The organism is Amycolatopsis sp. lyj-23 (assembly GCF_046549135.1).
Taxonomy (GTDB): domain Bacteria; phylum Actinomycetota; class Actinomycetes; order Mycobacteriales; family Pseudonocardiaceae; genus Amycolatopsis.
Genome location: NZ_JAJPWN010000007.1, coordinates 106176 through 121920 on the forward strand (window position 1 = coordinate 106176; position 15745 = coordinate 121920).

At 73.3% G+C, this 15745-nt stretch carries 16 protein-coding genes; 10 read left to right on the plus strand and 6 right to left on the minus strand.

What is annotated here, in order from left to right; genetic code table 11:
• Window positions 1-3 precede the first annotated feature (3 nt).
• Window positions 4-750: a cytochrome c oxidase assembly protein gene (locus ACLJPY_RS18765; RefSeq protein WP_410590084.1), complete on the minus strand. Its 747-nt coding sequence runs from the start codon at window positions 748-750 to the stop codon at window positions 4-6.
• The gene (locus ACLJPY_RS18770; RefSeq protein ID WP_410590086.1) at window positions 747-1094 is read right to left on the minus strand and encodes a DUF2243 domain-containing protein; all 348 of its coding nucleotides are present in this window, start codon (window positions 1092-1094) and stop codon (window positions 747-749) included. Before ACLJPY_RS18770 ends, ACLJPY_RS18765 begins: the two co-directional genes overlap by 4 nt.
• Window positions 1095-1281: 187 nt before the next feature.
• On the opposite strand from ACLJPY_RS18770, the gene ACLJPY_RS18775 reads away from it, so the two are divergent.
• Entirely contained in the window at window positions 1282-1416 is a 135-nt protein-coding gene (locus ACLJPY_RS18775; protein WP_410590087.1) for a hypothetical protein, read from the plus strand.
• Window positions 1417-1639: 223 nt separating this feature from the next.
• Here ACLJPY_RS18775 and ACLJPY_RS18780 read toward each other — a convergent pair whose 3' ends face one another.
• Genes ACLJPY_RS18780 through ACLJPY_RS18790 form a run of 3 tightly spaced genes read right to left on the minus strand, consistent with a single transcriptional unit; the run spans window position 1640 to window position 3018 of the window.
• Window positions 1640-2119, minus strand: a complete 480-nt coding sequence (locus ACLJPY_RS18780) for a hypothetical protein (RefSeq protein ID WP_410590089.1) — start codon at window positions 2117-2119, stop codon at window positions 1640-1642.
• On the minus strand, window positions 2094-2696 hold the full coding sequence (locus ACLJPY_RS18785; RefSeq protein WP_410590091.1) for a hypothetical protein: 603 nt from the start codon (window positions 2694-2696) through the stop codon (window positions 2094-2096). Before ACLJPY_RS18785 ends, ACLJPY_RS18780 begins: the two co-directional genes overlap by 26 nt.
• Entirely contained in the window at window positions 2617-3018 is a 402-nt protein-coding gene (locus ACLJPY_RS18790; RefSeq protein WP_410590093.1) for a hypothetical protein, read from the minus strand. Before ACLJPY_RS18790 ends, ACLJPY_RS18785 begins: the two co-directional genes overlap by 80 nt.
• 462 nt (window positions 3019-3480) lie before the next feature.
• On the opposite strand from ACLJPY_RS18790, the gene ACLJPY_RS18795 reads away from it, so the two are divergent.
• The 3 genes from ACLJPY_RS18795 to ACLJPY_RS18805 all read left to right on the plus strand — a co-directional run bounded on the left by ACLJPY_RS18795 (window position 3481) and on the right by ACLJPY_RS18805 (window position 5725).
• Window positions 3481-4470, plus strand: a complete 990-nt coding sequence (locus ACLJPY_RS18795; RefSeq protein WP_410590094.1) for an SDR family oxidoreductase — start codon at window positions 3481-3483, stop codon at window positions 4468-4470.
• Between the two features lie 36 nt (window positions 4471-4506).
• Window positions 4507-5121, plus strand: a complete 615-nt coding sequence (locus ACLJPY_RS18800; RefSeq protein WP_410590096.1) for a DUF2231 domain-containing protein — start codon at window positions 4507-4509, stop codon at window positions 5119-5121.
• A gap of 445 nt (window positions 5122-5566) precedes the next feature.
• The gene (locus ACLJPY_RS18805; protein ID WP_410590098.1) at window positions 5567-5725 is read left to right on the plus strand and encodes a hypothetical protein; all 159 of its coding nucleotides are present in this window, start codon (window positions 5567-5569) and stop codon (window positions 5723-5725) included.
• Here the strand turns inward: ACLJPY_RS18805 and ACLJPY_RS18810 are convergent.
• Window positions 5680-9012, minus strand: coding sequence for a TM0106 family RecB-like putative nuclease (locus ACLJPY_RS18810; RefSeq protein ID WP_410590099.1), 3333 nt, complete (start codon window positions 9010-9012; stop codon window positions 5680-5682). The two genes, ACLJPY_RS18805 and ACLJPY_RS18810, sit on opposite strands and share 46 nt — an antisense overlap.
• Window positions 9013-9177: 165 nt before the next feature.
• Between ACLJPY_RS18810 and ACLJPY_RS18815 the strand changes: the two genes are divergently transcribed.
• The 6 genes from ACLJPY_RS18815 (at window position 9178) to ACLJPY_RS18840 (ending at window position 15745) form a co-directional block, all read left to right on the plus strand.
• Window positions 9178-11754 (plus strand): alpha-glucuronidase family glycosyl hydrolase, encoded by a 2577-nt coding sequence (locus ACLJPY_RS18815; RefSeq protein ID WP_410590101.1) that lies wholly within the window; start codon window positions 9178-9180, stop codon window positions 11752-11754.
• Between the two features lie 84 nt (window positions 11755-11838).
• Entirely contained in the window at window positions 11839-12780 is a 942-nt protein-coding gene (locus ACLJPY_RS18820; protein ID WP_410590103.1) for an acyl-ACP desaturase, read from the plus strand.
• 26 nt (window positions 12781-12806) lie between these two features.
• Complete coding sequence (locus tag ACLJPY_RS18825; RefSeq protein ID WP_410590104.1) at window positions 12807-13571, plus strand: IclR family transcriptional regulator; 765 nt, start codon at window positions 12807-12809, stop codon at window positions 13569-13571.
• Window positions 13572-13641: 70 nt separating this feature from the next.
• The gene (locus ACLJPY_RS18830; RefSeq protein ID WP_410590106.1) at window positions 13642-14673 is read left to right on the plus strand and encodes a Rieske 2Fe-2S domain-containing protein; all 1032 of its coding nucleotides are present in this window, start codon (window positions 13642-13644) and stop codon (window positions 14671-14673) included.
• The gene (locus ACLJPY_RS18835; protein WP_410590108.1) at window positions 14670-14831 is read left to right on the plus strand and encodes a hypothetical protein; all 162 of its coding nucleotides are present in this window, start codon (window positions 14670-14672) and stop codon (window positions 14829-14831) included. The genes ACLJPY_RS18830 and ACLJPY_RS18835 overlap by 4 nt, the downstream gene beginning before the upstream one ends.
• Entirely contained in the window at window positions 14828-15745 is a 918-nt protein-coding gene (locus ACLJPY_RS18840) for a PDR/VanB family oxidoreductase (protein WP_410590109.1), read from the plus strand. The genes ACLJPY_RS18835 and ACLJPY_RS18840 overlap by 4 nt, the downstream gene beginning before the upstream one ends.

The window sequence follows — 15745 nt, forward strand, 5'->3', positions numbered from 1 at the left end:
GGATCACGCGCGCCGGGGCACCCCCGTTCGGCGGCTGCTCCGGGCTTCGGCCCGCCCGCGGGCGGCGTACCACTGCAGCGCGACGACGAGCGCGAGCCCGAGCTCGACGACGTCACCGCCGTAGTACATGAGTTCGGCCCCGGCCTGCCGGTCCGCGACGGCGAGCACCACGCCGGGCGGCGCGCTGACGTACAACGTCTTGGCCAGCACGGCGTGCGCGGCGGCCGCACCGATCAGTGCGCCCGCCCGGACGCCGAGCCCGGCCCGGTGGCGCAGCGGGTCGAGGCGGCAGATCGCCGTGGTGAACAACAGCCCGGTGAGGAAGACGTGCAGGTGCAGCCACGGCTCGTCACCGATGGCCGCGTACAGGTGGGTCCGGTGGAGCAGCCAGAGGCTGCCCACCTCCAGCACGGCCGCGACCGGCGGGAAGACCAGCACACCGGCGGGCCATGAGCCCAGCACCTGCTTCAAGCGGCGGCGCGTCGTCGTGGGGACCGCGCGCAGCAGAAGGGTCATCGGCCGGGCGAGGACCAGCAGGACGGGTGCCAGCATGCCGAGCAGGACGTGGTGCAGCACGTGCCCGGTGAACGAGGACGTCCCGGGCACCAGCGCCACGGCGACACCCGCGCCGAAGACGACGTCCCGGCCGGGCGGCCACCGGTCGCCGCGTTGCCGCAGCCGCCACGCGCCGGTTTCGTAGGCCATGATCGCCAGCAGCGCCGGGACGTGGTGGAGGGCGTGAGTGCTCACGCCGTCGCCCGCGCGCGGCGCAGCAGGAGGACACCACCGGCGACGAGCAGGACCGCGACGACGTTCCACGTCCAGTCGTACGGCATGAGGTCCACGGCGTAGCGGATCTGGTGCAGGCCGAGGAGTTTGTGCTGGATGGTGCCGTCGTAGAGCTGGAAGGTGCCGGCGCCGGTCAGGAGCCCGCCGGCGAGGGCGCGGCCGGAGAGCCGGTCACCTCGGCGCAGGTCGGCGACGAGCACCAGCCCGAACACGACGGCGAAGAAGCCGAAGGCGTGGAAGAGGCCGTCGGAGACGAGCCCGGCCTCGGTGGTCGAGCGGTCGTAGAAGTGGTGCCAGTGCAGCAACTGGTGGAAACGGTCTCGTCGACGAACGCGGCGACGCCGACTCCGGCGAGCACCCCGGCCCACGCCGATCGGGCTGTCCGCATGCCCATCACCTCCGGCCCCCGGCTACCCGCCCGGGTACGGGACACGCGTGCTCGTTTGCCGGGCCGGGCACCGGGTGGGCGGCGGGCGAGGGAGGAAGATCGCCATGCCGGGCCCACTGCCCGTACCCGACTACGACCAGCTCCCGCTCGGCTCGCTGCGGCACCGCATCCGGTCCCTCGAGGAGCCGGAGCTGCGCCACGGCATCGCGGGACAGACACCGGCTTGCGGCCGCACGTAATCGCCCGGGCCAGCCGGGAACGCCGGCCGGCCCGGCGGGCGGGCTCGGGTTGGTGGCCAGGTCCAGTCCGCGGCCAGCCACACGATCGGCAAAACCGCAACCCGCTACCACGCTCGACCCCGGCGCGCCTGACGGCAAACCGCCGTCAGGCGCCAGTCCGAGGCGACTCAACGCGGGGCAAGGCGTCAGCCGGCTCCACCGCGTGCCGAGCGCCCCCAGCGGCTCACGCTCGCCCGTTCTCCCCCTCGATGTGCAGCGCGGCCTGCTCGGGCCCCGCGGTCACCGCCGAGCCCGCTTCCACGCCCACCTCGTCGGGCTCCGAGTCGAACGGGAAGCCGTCGCCCTCCACCGGTTCGAGCTGCATCGGCTCGTCCGGCGTCGCGCCCGTGTCCGGGTCCGCGTCGGCTTGCTCGCCCGGGTCCGCCTCGAGGCCGGCCGGCGGGACCTGCGCCGTCGGGTCCGGAAGTTCCTCGTCGATCCGGTCGCCGAGTCCGCGGGGGTGGGCCTGCTCCCACGGCGTCATGCCGTACTTCGTCACGCCCGACCAGTGCTCCGGCGGATCCATGCCCTCCTCGAGCGGGTCGGCGCGGATCCGGTCCTCGTCGAGGTCCTCGGCGCTGTTCAGCGCGGCCGGGTCCGTCTCGACGGCGTCGGGTTGGCCCGTGTCCTGCGGCGGGTCATAGCTGTGGTCCGGTTCGGTCATGTTCCCCGGGCTTCCCGCTGACGCGACGGCGAAACACCGGCCGGCGGCAGCTTTCCCCGGTCCGGGCCAGCAGGACCACGCCCACGACGGCGACGGCCGCCGCCGGGACCCACACGAAAGCGTGACCCGGTTCGAGGCGCTCCCCCGTCAGGAACCGGGCGGCGGGCACGGCGGCGAGCGGGTCGAGCAGCACCAGCGCCGGCATCGACCACGACAGCGCACCCCGCGCGTACGCCTGCTGGCTGCCCAGCTGCGCGACGACGGCGACGGCGAGCGCGGCCCACAGCGCGGTACCGCCGAGCGTCGGCAGCAGCCCGCGTTCGCCAAAGGTCTTGACCGCCGCGGAAATGAGCACCGCCGCCACCCCGGCGGCGATCCCGGCGGCCGCACCGCACACCAGCGCGCCCCACGGCCCACGCCCGATCCGGCTCGCCCCGGCGACGACACCCCCGGCCAGGACCACCGCGGCAACGACGGCGAACCACGGCGGCAGGTGATCACCGGTACCGGCGGCCGGGCGCGCAGCGACCAGGAAAACGGCCAGGCCACCGCAGGTGAGGACGGCCCCCGATCCCATCGAGCCGCGACGGCAGGCACCGATCGCGCACCGACCGGATCGCCAGCGCGATCACCAGCCCCCCGGCCAGCACCGGCTGCACGATCGCCACCGGCGCAAGAGCCAGCGCGACGACCTGCAGCAGGGTCCCGAGCACGGTGGCGCTCTGCCCGGCCATCCACTTGGGACGCGTGACGAGCCGGCGCAGTTCGACACCGCGAGCATCCGCAGTGCTCACGGCGGCCTCGTGCTGCAGCACCGAACCGACGGCGAACAGGACGGCCGCACCCGCGGCGACCGAGGTCCCGGGCACGAAGGCGGCGATTCCGGCGGGGAGAGGCACGCGGCAGGAGTACCCGGGCTCGGCGCCGCTCATGCCGCAGCGTTCGCACGAGGGCGGTGGCGGTTTCGGCGCGGACTCGATGCTGGTGCGCCAGGATGGGCGAGCTGCGGCATCGCCGGGATGACCAGGAAGGCGGCGACCGGCAGTGGCGGTGGCCGAGCCACCCGAGCCGCGGCATCGCACGACAGCGCCGGGATGACCGGGCGACCGCCACGAACAGCCGTGGCCCGGCAGCGGCGGTGGCCAAGCCCGCCCAGCTCCGCGGCAGCGCGCGACTGCGTCGAGTTGTTCAACAGCCGCGGCGTCAGGCGCCATCAAGCCTTCCGCAGCACGGGCCGACGTCACCGCACCGAAACACCACAGCCACCCCACTGTCACAGCCATCACCCGCGCCCGCGGCGTTTGTGCGGCCACACCTGCGGTATCCGCGTGGCCCGGGATCCCCGATCAGGAGGAGGCGTCATGCCCCGACCGGTGTCCGACCAGGTGGTCGTGCTCATGGGCGCGTCGAGCGGGATCGGGCGGGCCTCGGCGCTCGCCTTCGCCGCCCGCGGGGCGCGTGTCGTGTGCGCCGGGCGCACCGCGCGGGCCCTCGACACCCTCGTCGGCGAAATCACCAGCGCCGGCGGGACCGCGCTGGCCGTGCCCACCGACATCACCGATCCGGATGCCGTCCGCGCGCTGGTGCGGGCCGCCGAAGCGGAGTTCGGGCGGATCGACACCTGGGTGAACGTCGCCGGCGTGTCCGTCTTCGGGCGCGTCGAGGACATCACCGACGAGGAATTCGAACGCGTCCTGCGGGTGAACTTCCTCGGCCACGTCCACGGCGTGCGCGCGGCGCTGCCCGCGTTGCGCCGCGCGGGTGGTGGCTCGGTCATCGGCGTGGCGTCGGCCGAGGGCGTGCGGGCGGTGCCGCTGCACGCGCCCTACACCGCCAGCAAGTTCGCGCTGCGTGGCTTCTACGACTGCCTCCGCATCGAACTCGCGCAGGAGGGCGCCCCGATCGCCGTCACGACCATCCTGCCCGGGGCCATCGACACGCCGTTCTTCGAGCACGCGCGCAGCAAGCTCGGTGCGCTGCCGAAGCCCCCGCCGCCGGTGTACGCGCCGGAAGCGGTCGCCGACACGATCGTGTTCGCCGCGACGCACCCCCGTCGCGAGATCCCGGTCGGCGGCGCCACGGCCGGTTTCTTCCTCGGGCAGCGGCTCTCCCCCGGGCTGTCCGACGCGCTGCTGTCGTTGCGCCGGATCGGCTCGGGCAGTTTCCGCAACACGCTGCCGGACAACGGGACCGACAACGTCGACTCCACTGTGGACGAACCGGGCCGCGTGCACGGCCGTCACCCCGGGAAGGTGGTGCAGCGCAGCGCGTTCACCCGGTTGGTCGGGACACTCCCCCGGCCGGGTGACCTGCTCACGGCGCTGGTGTCACGGCGTCACCGCACGACGTGAGGATTGACCCGCGGACGACGGGGTAGCCGCAGCGGTATGGATCCGACGCGCGACGGTCACGCCCGGTCGAAGCCCGCCTGGGCGCACCGGGTGCTGGGGAAAGCGGAAGACGCCGAGGCGCTCGATGGGCCGGCGACCGCACTGACGAAGGTGCTCGGCGCCGCGGACGGGACCGGCGTGCTGCGGCAACTGCGCGGCCACAGCCTCGGGCACCCGCTGCACCCGCTCGCGGTGACGCTCCCCATCGGCGCCTGGCTGTGTTCGGCGCTGTTCGACCTCCTCCCGGACGGGAAGGACACCGCGCGCCGCCTGGTCGCGACGGGGTTGCTGACGGCCCCGGCGGCGATGGTGCTCGGCCTGGCCGACTACACGGGCCTGGACGTGCGGCAACGCCGGGTCGCCTTGGTCCACGCGGCGGCCAACGCGACGGCGGCGGCGCTGTTCGGAGCGTCCTACGTGGCCCGCCGCCGCGGCGGCACCGGACGGGTCCTCGCGGCCCTGGGCCTGACGGCGACCAGCATGGGCGGTGCCCTCGGCGGGCACCTGGCCTACGCCCAGGGTGCCGGGGTGTTCCGCTGGCAGCCCCTGGACGACCTGGCTCCGGCCGAGCTCGCCGGAGATGACCCGGCCGCGCCCCGCAACCCTGCTTGACGCCCGCCCGCCCGCTCGTGTCCACCCGGGCCCGACACCAGTTCGCCGCTTGTGGCCAGCGGGGCCCGGCACCCCGACGGTCGGTCTGCGTACCGGAACGGTCGGCTCGCGTACCCCAAGGGTCGGCCTGCGCACCGCAACAGTCGGCTCCCGCACCCAGAGGGTCGGCCCGCGTTCCGGAACAGTCGGCTCGCGTACCTAAAGGGTCGGCCAACGTACCGGATCAGTCGGCTTGCGTACCTGGACGGTCGGCTTGCGTACCCCAGGGTCGGCCTGCGTACCGCAACAGTCGGCTGCCATACCCCGACCGTCGGCCTGCGTACCGCAACAGTCGGCTGGCGTACCCCGACGGTCGGCCTGCGTACCGGAACCGTCGGCTCGCGTACCTGGACGGTCGGATGCCAAGCCTAGGCTTGATCAGCGGTGAGCGGGGTAACCGCCCTCCATGAGCGAATCCGAGAACCGCCCCCTGACCCCCGACGCGCCCGCGCCGCCCGGTACCCCCGAGCTCGACCTCGACGTCGAGGTGCCCGAGGCCGACCGGACGGAACCCGGCTCTCAGGACGTCGACGACGACGCCGGCACCACCGAACCGCCCGGCTGAGCCGCCGGCCAGGGGCGGGCCGCCGTCATCAGGCCGATCATGCCCGCGACCAGGCGCATCTGGTCCACCGTCCGGATGTCGGCCTCGACGAGCCGTGGCGAGCACACCAGCACCGCTAGTGCCTGCGCCCGCGACAGCGCCACGTTCAGCCGGTTGCGGGACAGCAGGAAATCCAGGCCACGCGGCAGGTCGACCGCCGATGACGACGTCATCGTCGTGATCACCACCGGTGCCTCCTGGCCCTGGAACCGGTCGACCGTGCCCACCCTGACCCCGGGGAAGCCGGCCTGCTCCAGCGCGCGGGTGACCGTGCGGGCCTGGAGGTTGTACGGCGCCACCACCAGGATGTCGTGGTCGCCCAGCGGCCGCGCCACCCCGTGGTCCGTCCACACGCGACCGTGCACTTCGGACACCAGCCGGACGACCTCGGCGGCTTCCTCCACCGACCGGGTCGTGTTGCCCTGGTGGTCCACTTCGGACACGTACAGGCCCGCGGCGACGCCGTCCAGCGCGCGGTCCGCCGCCGACGGGTGGGCGTGCAGCCGCCCGGCGTAGGACAGGTGCGACACCGGTTCGCACACCGCCGGGTGCATGCGCCGCGTCTCGTCGAGGAAGTAGCCCAGCGCCGCCGGCATGATGTCGGCCTCACCGATCAGGTGCCCCAGCGCCGACGCCTCGGCGCCCGCCGGGTGCGTCCCCTGCACCACCTGGGGCAGTTGCTGCGGGTCGCCCAGCAGCACGACGTTGCGCGCGCACATCGACACCGCGAGCGCGTCGGCCAGGGCGAACTGGCCGGCCTCGTCGATGATCAGCAGGTCGAACGGCTCCTCGCGGACCGCCGCGTTGGCGAACGTCCACGCCGTGCCGCCGACGAGGTGCCCGGTGTCGTGCTCCTCGCGCCACTTCACCAGCGCGGGGTTGCTCTTCGGCTGGTCCCAGGGCGCGGCCGGGTCCGGCGTCTTCTTCGCGCGCTTGGCGCACGGCAGCTCCGGCGCGCTCTTCTTGGCCGCGCTCAGCACGTTCTCCACGGCCTTGTGGCTGGTCGAGGTGACCGCGACCGTCCGGCCCGCCCGGACCAGCCGCGCGATCAGCCGGCCGGCGAGGTAGGTCTTGCCCGCGCCCGGCGGGCCCTGCACGGCCAGCGCCGACCCGTCGAGCGCCTCGACCGCCTCGATCACCGTGGCGACCAGGTCCTCCCCCGGCTCGGGCAGCGCCGCGCCGCCGCGCAGCCGCGGCGGCGTCCGCCGGAGCAGGTCGACGCCGGGGTGGCGCGGCAGCTGCGGGAGCGCGTCGACGACCAGGCGCGCGAGGTCGGCGACCGCCTCGTCCTTGGGCGACGGCCGCACCGGGCTGCCCGGCAGCACCGCGCTCGGCCGGTCGTTCGTCGTGGCGTCCGGCGGGCAGCTCTCTTCCAGGGTCAGCTCGACGGCCGAGGCGGCGACGACCTTCGCGTCGCGGGCGGTGTCGCCGTAACGCAGCCGCACGTCGTCGCCGGGCGCGAACGGGTGCGGCCGGTCGGGGTCGCACGCCAGCTGGAGCGTCCGCTTCGCGGTGCGCGCCCGCCCGGCCGGCGGCACCCACTCGCCGGCTTCCAGCGAGACCGGCACGGCACAGGCGGTGTCCACTTCGAGGTCGCCGAGCGGAGCGGCGAGCTGGCGGAAGTACTCCCACCACGCCGGGTTGGTCTCGCGGCGGTGGTAGCCGACGGACGCGGCCAGCAGCGCGCGGGCCCGCTCGTCGGCGGTGAACTGCCCCGGGTCATCGGGCAGCCCGTCGAGCAGCGGGTCGACCAGCGCGGCCAGCTGCGCGGCCCGTTCGGCGCGCCGCTCGGCGGCGACGTCCTCCTCGGCCGCGCGCAGCAGCGCGTCTTCGGCGGACTCCTCGGCCGGCTCCGGGACGGCGATCCCCGCGTCGGCCCGGACGCGGTGCAGGAAGCCGAACAGCCGCTGGGCGGAGACGCAGTCGTCCTCGGTGTTCTCGCCGATGCGGCGCAGGACCTCGTCGGCGCGTTCGGGCTCCCCGGACTGCGCGAGCGCCAGGTACTCCTCGTACGCGTCGACGTCGGACACGGCGGTCTTCGCGCGGGCGCCGGGCTGGTAGAGCGGTTCGAGGTGGCGGATCGAGTACGACCGCTGCGACACGCGCAGCGCCTTGCGCACGACCGCGTGCAGGTCGACGACCGCGCCGCTGCGGAGCAGGTGGTCGACGGTCTCCTCGCGGGTGCCGTGCACCGCCGCGAGCCGCTTGATCGCGGTGACTTCGTAGGGCGCGTAGTGGTAGACGTGCGAGCCCGGGTGCTCGGCCACGCGCGCCGCGGCGAAGTCGACGAACTCCTCGAACGCCCGCCGCTCCTGCGCGCGGCTGTGCGCCCAGAACGGCGTGAACTGCCGGTCGCCGAAGGCACCGAAGAGGTATTCCAGGCCTTCGCCGGCCAGGGCGTGCGGATCGCCGGCCAGGTCGACGAACACGTCCCCCGGCGCCGGCGCGGGCAGGGCGGCCAGCTCGTCCGGGTCGACGACCTCGTAGGCGACCTCGCCGGTGGTGTCCTGCCGGACCTGCAGCACGGCCTGGGCGCGCAGGGTCGCGAACGCCGTCGCGGACAGGTCCCGCGGCCGGTCGTCCGGGCTCGCGGCGGCCAGCGCGTCGATCGAGCCGAGCCCGGCGGCGACGAGCTTGCGCCGCTGGTCACCGCGCATCCCGGCCACCAGCGAGAGGTCACGGTCGGCTTCGCGGGCCGACGCGCAGTGCTGCGCGAACCCGCACCCGGCGCAGGCCGGGCGTTCGTCGGCCCACAGCGGCACCGGCAGCCGCGGCGGGCGCCCGGCCAGCCGGGCCCGCAGCCGGTCCACCAGCGGCCGGAAGTCCTCGACGCTCAGCGTCCGGGTGCCGCCGTCGGTCAGCCGGAGGTGCAGCCGCGGCCCGGCCGGCCAACCGGCGCGCGCCAGTGCGTCGGCGCACGCGGTCAGCCGGATCACCGCCGCGGGCGTCGCCTGCCGGACCGGTGTGGCGTCGTGCACTTCGTAGCGGCCCTCGCCGTCCTGGACCAGCGAATCCGCTTGAGCCGAGAACTCGCCGTCGAGGAAGACGGCCCGGTGGATGACCGGCGCCCCGGAGCGCAACGCCTCCTCCGTCGCCTTCGCGGCGAGGGCGAGGTCTTCAGCGTCGGTGGTCTCGTGGCTGCCGGACTCGGGCCGCGGCGCTCCCGGCAGTCCCGCGGCCCGCGCCTGGAGGAGGACGCTGCGGTGTTCGCAGTCGAGCAGGTCGGCGAGATCGGCTGGGGTGAGCATCGCCGCGAAGTCTGACACGGTGCTCCGGCCGGGCCGGGCACACCGTCCCCGACACGCCGAAACTTTCGGGATTTCCCGGTATATCGCCAATTCTTGACAGTGCCGACCCGCGCCCGCAATAGTGCGGGAACCGAACTCAATACCCGGCGATCACGTGGGGGAACGTTGTCTCTCAACGACGAGAACGGGCTGCGGCGGCGCTCCTTCCTGATCGGCAGCGGAGCCGTCCTGACCACCTCGGTGTTCGGTGCCTCCGCGGCCCAGGCGAGTCCGCCGGGTTTCCCGGACGACTACGACGGCTCGGACCTGTGGCTGCGCTACGAGCCGGTCGCCGATCCCGGCCTCCTCGCCCGGTACCGGACCACGCTCGGCGCGATCGTCGTGGAGAACGCGGACCGGACGAAGGTGCACCGCCACACGGCGAACCTGAGCATGGCCCCCGGCGCCACGGAACACCTGGTGGAGAGCACTTTGGCCGCCGCGCGGGACGAGCTCGTCCGGGGTCTGCGCGGCCTGCTCGGGCGGTCCGTGCCGGTGCGGGACGGCTTTCCCGACCGCGCGGTGGTGGTGGGCACCCCCGACAGCTCACCGCTGGTGCGCCGGCTCGTGCCCGCACGCGACCTGGCCCCGCTGGGCAGCGACGGCTACCTCATCCGCTCGCTGTGCCGGGACGGCCACCGGTCGATCGTGATCGCCGGCAACACCGACGTCGCCGCGCTGTACGGGACGTTCGCCTTCCTCCGGCGGCTGCAGGCGGAACAGCCTCTCACCGACCTGAAACTTTCATCGGTTCCCCGCATCAACCACCGATACCTCAACTACTGGGAAACCGAGCGTCTTTACGCCGGGAACAACCCGGCGGGTACCGGCGGGTTGAACGGCGAAAACGGGGCGATCTTCGATTTCACCGCCACCGGCGCGTCCACCGCGCTGAACCTGCCGGTGATCCTCGACCGGTACCTCGTGGCGGCACGGGCGATGGCCTCCGTCGGCATCAACGGCATCACGATCAACAACGTCAACGCCAACAGCTTCTACCTCACCCCGGCCGCCATCGAGCAGGAAGCCGCACTGGCGGACGCACTGCGCCCGTACGGGATCCGGCTGGCGGTCTCCATCAACTACGCGGCCCCGACGGACGCCCGGTTCGCGCCCGACACCCTGACGCGCGAACAGCTGGACCCCTACAGCGCGCAGTTCCGGGACTGGTGGACCCGCCGGGCCCGGCAGCTGCAGGCGGCGATCCCCGACTTCCTGGGCTTCACGGTCAAGGCGAACTCCGAGGGCCAGCCGGGTCCCCAGGACCTCGGCTACGACCACGGGGACGGCGCCAACGGCATCGCGGCGGCGGTGGCGCCGCTCGGGATGCGGATCTTCTGGCGGACCTTCGTCTACAACGCCGACGTCGACGCGGACCGGCTGAAGCGCGCGTACCTCGAGTTCGGCCCCATCGACGCCGAACGCCAGCCCGACGGCACGACCGGCCGGTTCGCGAAGAACGTGTTCCTGCAGACCAAGAACGGCCCGCTCGACTACCAGGCCCGGGAACCGGCCAACCCGCTGTTCGGCCGGCTGGCGCACACCAACCAGGCCATCGAGCTGCAGGTGACCCAGGAGTACACCGGGCAGAACACGATGCTGTGCTACCTCGGCCCGCTGTGGGAAGAGGTGCTGAAGTCCGACACGTTCGCCACCGGCCCGGACGGCCGGCTGCTGCCGCACCGCCTGGTGGGTCACGTGGTGGACGGCACGGCGCAGGGCCACCCGGACAGCGCCATCGTCGGGGTGGCCAACTTCGGCAACACCGACGACCTGACCGGGCACCACTTCGCGCAGGCGAACCTGTACGCCTTCGGCAGGCTGGCCTGGGACTGGACGCTGGACGCCCGCGGCATCGCCGAGGACTGGGTCCGGCTGACGTGGGGCAACCGCGACTTAGCCGTCCGGACCATCGTGGCGATGATGATGGGCTCCCGGGAGGCGCTGGCCGCCTACCAGACCCCGCTCGGCGTCGCGCACCAGTTCCGCTCCAGCGACCACTACGGCCCCAACCCCGCCGAACGGCTCGCGCGCGACGACTGGAGCCCGGTGTACTACAACAAAGCCGACACCGCCGGGCTCGGCTACGACCGCTCGCCCACCGGCAGCGGGTTCACCGCGCAGTACTTCCCGGTGCTCGCGGCCCGGTACGCCGACATCGACACCACCCCCGAGAACCTGCTGATGTGGTTCCACCACGTTCCGTGGGACCGGCGGATGCGCAGCGGCCGGATCTTCTGGGACGAGCTGGTGCTCCGCTACCAGACGGGCGTCCAGTACGTCTCCTGGATGCGGCGGGCCTGGGACGCGCTCGAACCGCACGTCGACGCCCGCCGCTTCGCCGAAGTGAAGGCGAAGCTCGCGGCCCACGAGGCCGACGCCGGCACCTGGCGCGACACCTGCGTGGGCTATTGGCAGCAGTTCAGCGGCCGGGCGATCCCGACCGACGGGCCCCTCTCGATCAAGCTCGTCGTCGGCGGCCGGACCATCGGCGGCTTCGACGCCGGTGCCGCGGCCAGCACCGTCCCGCTGACGGCCGGGACTCCCCCGACGATCACCAGGGTCATCCCGGCCGACCCCGCCGTGCGGTGCGAGATCCTTTCCCAGGCCGGTGGCGTGCCCGGGCGGGCCGTCGTGCGGGTCACCGGGAAGAGCTTCTTCGGGCCCCTTCTGAAGGATTACGTGTTCGAGTTCACGCGTTGAGGGGAACCCTCCGGCAGCCGCGTCCGTTGTCGTTGCCTACGGCACCGTAAGTTACGGTCGCGTAGGTAAGGAAGGACGTCCCGCATGCCGGTCCCCGAAACCACCCGCCTGCTGCACGAACTGGAAGGCACGGTCGAAGAGAACCTCAACCGGCACCTCGCCGCCGCCCAGGAGTGGATGCCGCACGAGTACGTGCCGTGGAGCCAGGGCCGCGACTTCGCCGAACTGGGCGGCGAGGCGTGGGACCCGGAGCAGTCCCGGGTGAGCCCGATCGCGCGCACGGCGCTGGAAGTCAACCTGCTGACCGAGGACAACCTGCCCAGCTACCACCGCGAGATCGAGCGCGCGTTCGGCCGCGACGGTGCGTGGGGGACGTGGGTGCACCGGTGGACGGCCGAAGAGGGCCGCCACGGCATCTGCATCCGCGACTACCTGCTGGTCACCCGCGCCGTCGACCCCGTCGAGCTGGAGCGAATGCGGATGGAGACGATGCAGGCCGGCTACGACACCGGCGACAAGCCGCTGCTCAACGTCTGCGCGTACGTCTCGTTCCAGGAGCTCGCGACCCGGCTCTCGCACCGCAACACCGGCCGCTACACCCAGGACCCGCTGGCCGAGAAGCTCCTGGCCCGGGTGTCCACGGACGAGAACCTGCACATGGTCTTCTACCGCAACCTCGTCAAGGCGGCGCTGGAGATCTCCCCGGACGCGATGGTGCGCGCGATCACCGACGAGGTGCTGAACTTCGCGATGCCGGGCGCGGTGATCCCGAGCTTCCAGCGCAAGGCGGCGCTGATGGCCAAGGCCGGCATCTACGACCTGCGCATCCACCACGACGACGTCGTCCAGCCGCTGCTGCGGTACTGGAAGGTGTTCGACCTGACCGGCCTGGGCGCGGTCGGCGAAGCCGCGCGGGAGGAGCTGGCCACCTTCCTCAAGGGCCTCGACACCCAGGCGTCCCGGTTCGAGGAACGCCGGGACGCCGCGGCCGCGCGCCGGGCGGAGCGGGGCATAGTGGACGCCTGAGCAGTCCCGGCCCGCCGGAGGTCGCCGTGCCGCACCGAGGTCGCGTTCCCGGCGCCACCGGGCCGGTGCTGGGCCGCGCGCTGCGGGTGCTCGAAGCGTTCTCGCCGGAGCGGCCGACGCTGCGGCTGAGCGAGGTCGCGCGCCGGAGCGGGCTGCCGGCCGCGACCGCGCACCGGCTCCTGCGGGAGTTCTGCGAATGGGGCGCGCTGGAGCGCGACGAGACCGGCGTCTACCGGGTCGGGCTGCGGCTGTGGGAACTGGGCTCGCTCGCGCCGCGGGGGCTGGGCCTGCGGGAACTCGCCCTGCCGTTCCTGGAGGACCTCTCGCAGATCACGCGGGAGAACGTCCAGCTCGCTGTCCGCGAAGGCACCGAAGTCGTGTACATCGAGCGGATCGCCGGGTCCGGGGCCGTTCCGGTGCTGACCCGGGTCGGCGGGCGGTTCGCGCTGACCGCCACCGGCGTCGGGCTCGTCCTGCTCGCCCACGCGCCCGCCGACGTGCAAGAGGACGTCCTCGGCCGCCCGATCGAGCGGTACACCAGCGAGACGGTGACCGACCCGGACCGGCTGCGGCACCTGCTGGCCGACGTGCGCACGCACGGCTTTTCCATCAGCGAGCGGCAGGTGACCCTGGACGCACTGTCGGTCGGCGCGCCGATCCACGACGGGCGGGGCCAGGTCGTCGCGGCGATGTCGCTCGTGGTGCGCTGCGGGAGCGCGGCGCCGCACGCGCTCGCCCCGCTGGTGATGACGAGCGCGCGGGCGATCTCGCGCGCGCTTTCCGTCTTATGAAATAGCCCTTCGTGGCACCCGGGCCGCTCCCCCAGGCTGTGACCCGGCCCACCACGAAAGGACGACCTCGATGAGCGCCATCCCCCGCGACCAGTGGTACGTCGCCGCCTACGGCTCCGAGATCGGGGCCGAGCTGTTCAGCCGGACCATCTGCGGCGAGCCGGTCCTGTTCTGGCGGACCCGCGACGGCAGCGTCACCGCGATGGCCGACCGGTGCGTGCACCGGCGCTTCCCGTTGTCGCAGGCGCCTTCGCGGCTCGTCGACGACCAGGTCGTGTGCGGCTACCACGGGTTCACCTACGGCGTGGACGGCAAGTGCGTGGCCGTGCCGGGCCAGACCCGGGTGCCGCGGACCGCGCGGCTGGCACGCTACCCGCTGGTGGAGCAGGACTCCTTCGTCTGGATCTTCATCGGCGACCCCGCGAAGGCCGATCCGGCGCGGATCCCGCGGGCGCCCTGGCTCGACTCGCCGGGTTACACCACCGTCCGCGGGATGGAACCGCTGAAGGCGCGGTACTCGTTGCTGGTGGACAACCTGCTGGACCTGTCCCACGAGACCTACCTGCACGGCGGCTACATCGGCACGCCGGAGGTCGCCGAGACGCCGATCACGACCGAAGTGGACGAAGAGGCCGGGATCGTCTACGTCTCGCGGCACATGGCCGACGCCGCGTGCCCGCCCTTCTACGCCAAGTCGACCGGCCTGGAGGGCCGCATCACGCGCTGGCAGGACATCGAGTACACGCCGCCGTGCCTGTACAAGCTGCACAGCCGCATCGCACCGGTCGGGTCCGTGCCGAACCCCGACGGCACCGATCCGGACGCCTTCCACGTCGAGGTCGTCTACGCCATCACGCCCGAGACCGAGCACTCGACGCACGACTTCTGGGCGGTGGCCCGGGACTTCGCGCTCGACGACGAAGGCGTGTCGGCGTTCCTCGCCGAGAACAACCGGACCGTGGTGCTGCAGGACGTCGAAGCCCTCGACGTCCTGGAGCGGGTGATCGCCACCGAACCGGCGGGCTACCAGGAGCTCTCGGTCAACATCGACACCGGCGGCCTGGCGGCCCGCCGGATGCTGCAGCGGCTGGTTGCGTCGTGAACCGCCCGATGCTGACCGGCGACCGCGTCAACCGGATCCACTGGGTGCTCGGCACCGACCGGCTGCGCGCGGTCTGCCACTGCGGCGCCGAGCGCGAGTTCGACGACCCCGTGCAGCTGTGGGACTGGCTGCTCGCCCACCCCGAAGGACACCGATGACCCGCGAACTCCTGGTGGACCGCAAGGAAGAGCTGGCCGACGGCGTGGTCCGGCTGACCCTGCGCGACCCTGACGGCGGCTCGCTGCCGCCGTGGGAGCCGGGCGCGCACATCGACCTGGTCCTGCCCGGCTTCGTCCGGCAGTACTCCCTGTGCGGCGACCCCGCGGAAACGTCGGCGTACCAGGTGGCCGTGCTGCGCGAACCCGGCGGTCGCGGCGGCTCGGCGTACGTGCACGATGCGCTGTCGGCCGGGGATCGCGTCGAGGTGGACGGCCCGCGCAACCACTTCGCGCTGGTCGAGGCCGAGCGGTACCTGTTCGTCGCCGGCGGCATCGGCATCACGCCGATCCTGCCGATGCTCGACGCCGCCACCGCGTCCGGCCGCGACTGGCAGCTGGTCTACGGCGGCCGGACGCGGGCTTCGATGGCGTTCACGGCCGAGCTCGCCCACCACGGCGACCGGGTTTCGTTCCGCCCCCAGGACGAGCACGGCTTGCTGGACCTCCCGACGCTGCTGGCCGCGACCCGGCCGGGCACGGCGGTCTACTGCTGCGGCCCGGAACCGCTGCTGGCGGCGGTGGAAGCGCTCGGCCCGGCGGACCTGCACGTCGAGCGCTTCACCGCAGCGGCGGACGACGGCGAGCGGACGGCGTTCGAGGTCGAGCTGGCCGGGTCGGGCCGGGTGCTGCCGGTGCCGGCGGACCGGTCGATCCTGGAGGTGGTCGAGGAAGCCGGGATCACGGTGTTGTCGTCGTGCCGGGAAGGCACGTGCGGCACCTGCGAAACCGGGGTGCTGGGCGGGACGCCGGACCACCGGGACTCGGTGCTGACCGCGGCGGAACGGCAGGAGAACGAGGTGATGATGCTCTGCGTGTCGCGCGCCTGTTCGCCCCGGCTGGTGCTCGACCTCTGA

Coding starts and splice junctions, on each gene's coding strand:
- ACLJPY_RS18780 (WP_410590089.1), bottom strand. CDS start 2,119: ATGACCGAACCGGACCACAGCTATGACCCGCCGCAGGACACGGGCCAA.
- ACLJPY_RS18785 (WP_410590091.1), bottom strand. CDS start 2,696: ATGGGATCGGGGGCCGTCCTCACCTGCGGTGGCCTGGCCGTTTTCCTG.
- ACLJPY_RS18810 (WP_410590099.1), bottom strand. CDS start 9,012: ATGCTCACCCCAGCCGATCTCGCCGACCTGCTCGACTGCGAACACCGC.
- ACLJPY_RS18820 (WP_410590103.1), top strand. CDS start 11,839: ATGCCGGTCCCCGAAACCACCCGCCTGCTGCACGAACTGGAAGGCACG.
- ACLJPY_RS18840 (WP_410590109.1), top strand. CDS start 14,828: ATGACCCGCGAACTCCTGGTGGACCGCAAGGAAGAGCTGGCCGACGGC.
- ACLJPY_RS18795 (WP_410590094.1), top strand. CDS start 3,481: ATGCCCCGACCGGTGTCCGACCAGGTGGTCGTGCTCATGGGCGCGTCG.
- ACLJPY_RS18805 (WP_410590098.1), top strand. CDS start 5,567: ATGAGCGAATCCGAGAACCGCCCCCTGACCCCCGACGCGCCCGCGCCG.
- ACLJPY_RS18775 (WP_410590087.1), top strand. CDS start 1,282: ATGCCGGGCCCACTGCCCGTACCCGACTACGACCAGCTCCCGCTCGGC.
- ACLJPY_RS18830 (WP_410590106.1), top strand. CDS start 13,642: ATGAGCGCCATCCCCCGCGACCAGTGGTACGTCGCCGCCTACGGCTCC.
- ACLJPY_RS18800 (WP_410590096.1), top strand. CDS start 4,507: ATGGATCCGACGCGCGACGGTCACGCCCGGTCGAAGCCCGCCTGGGCG.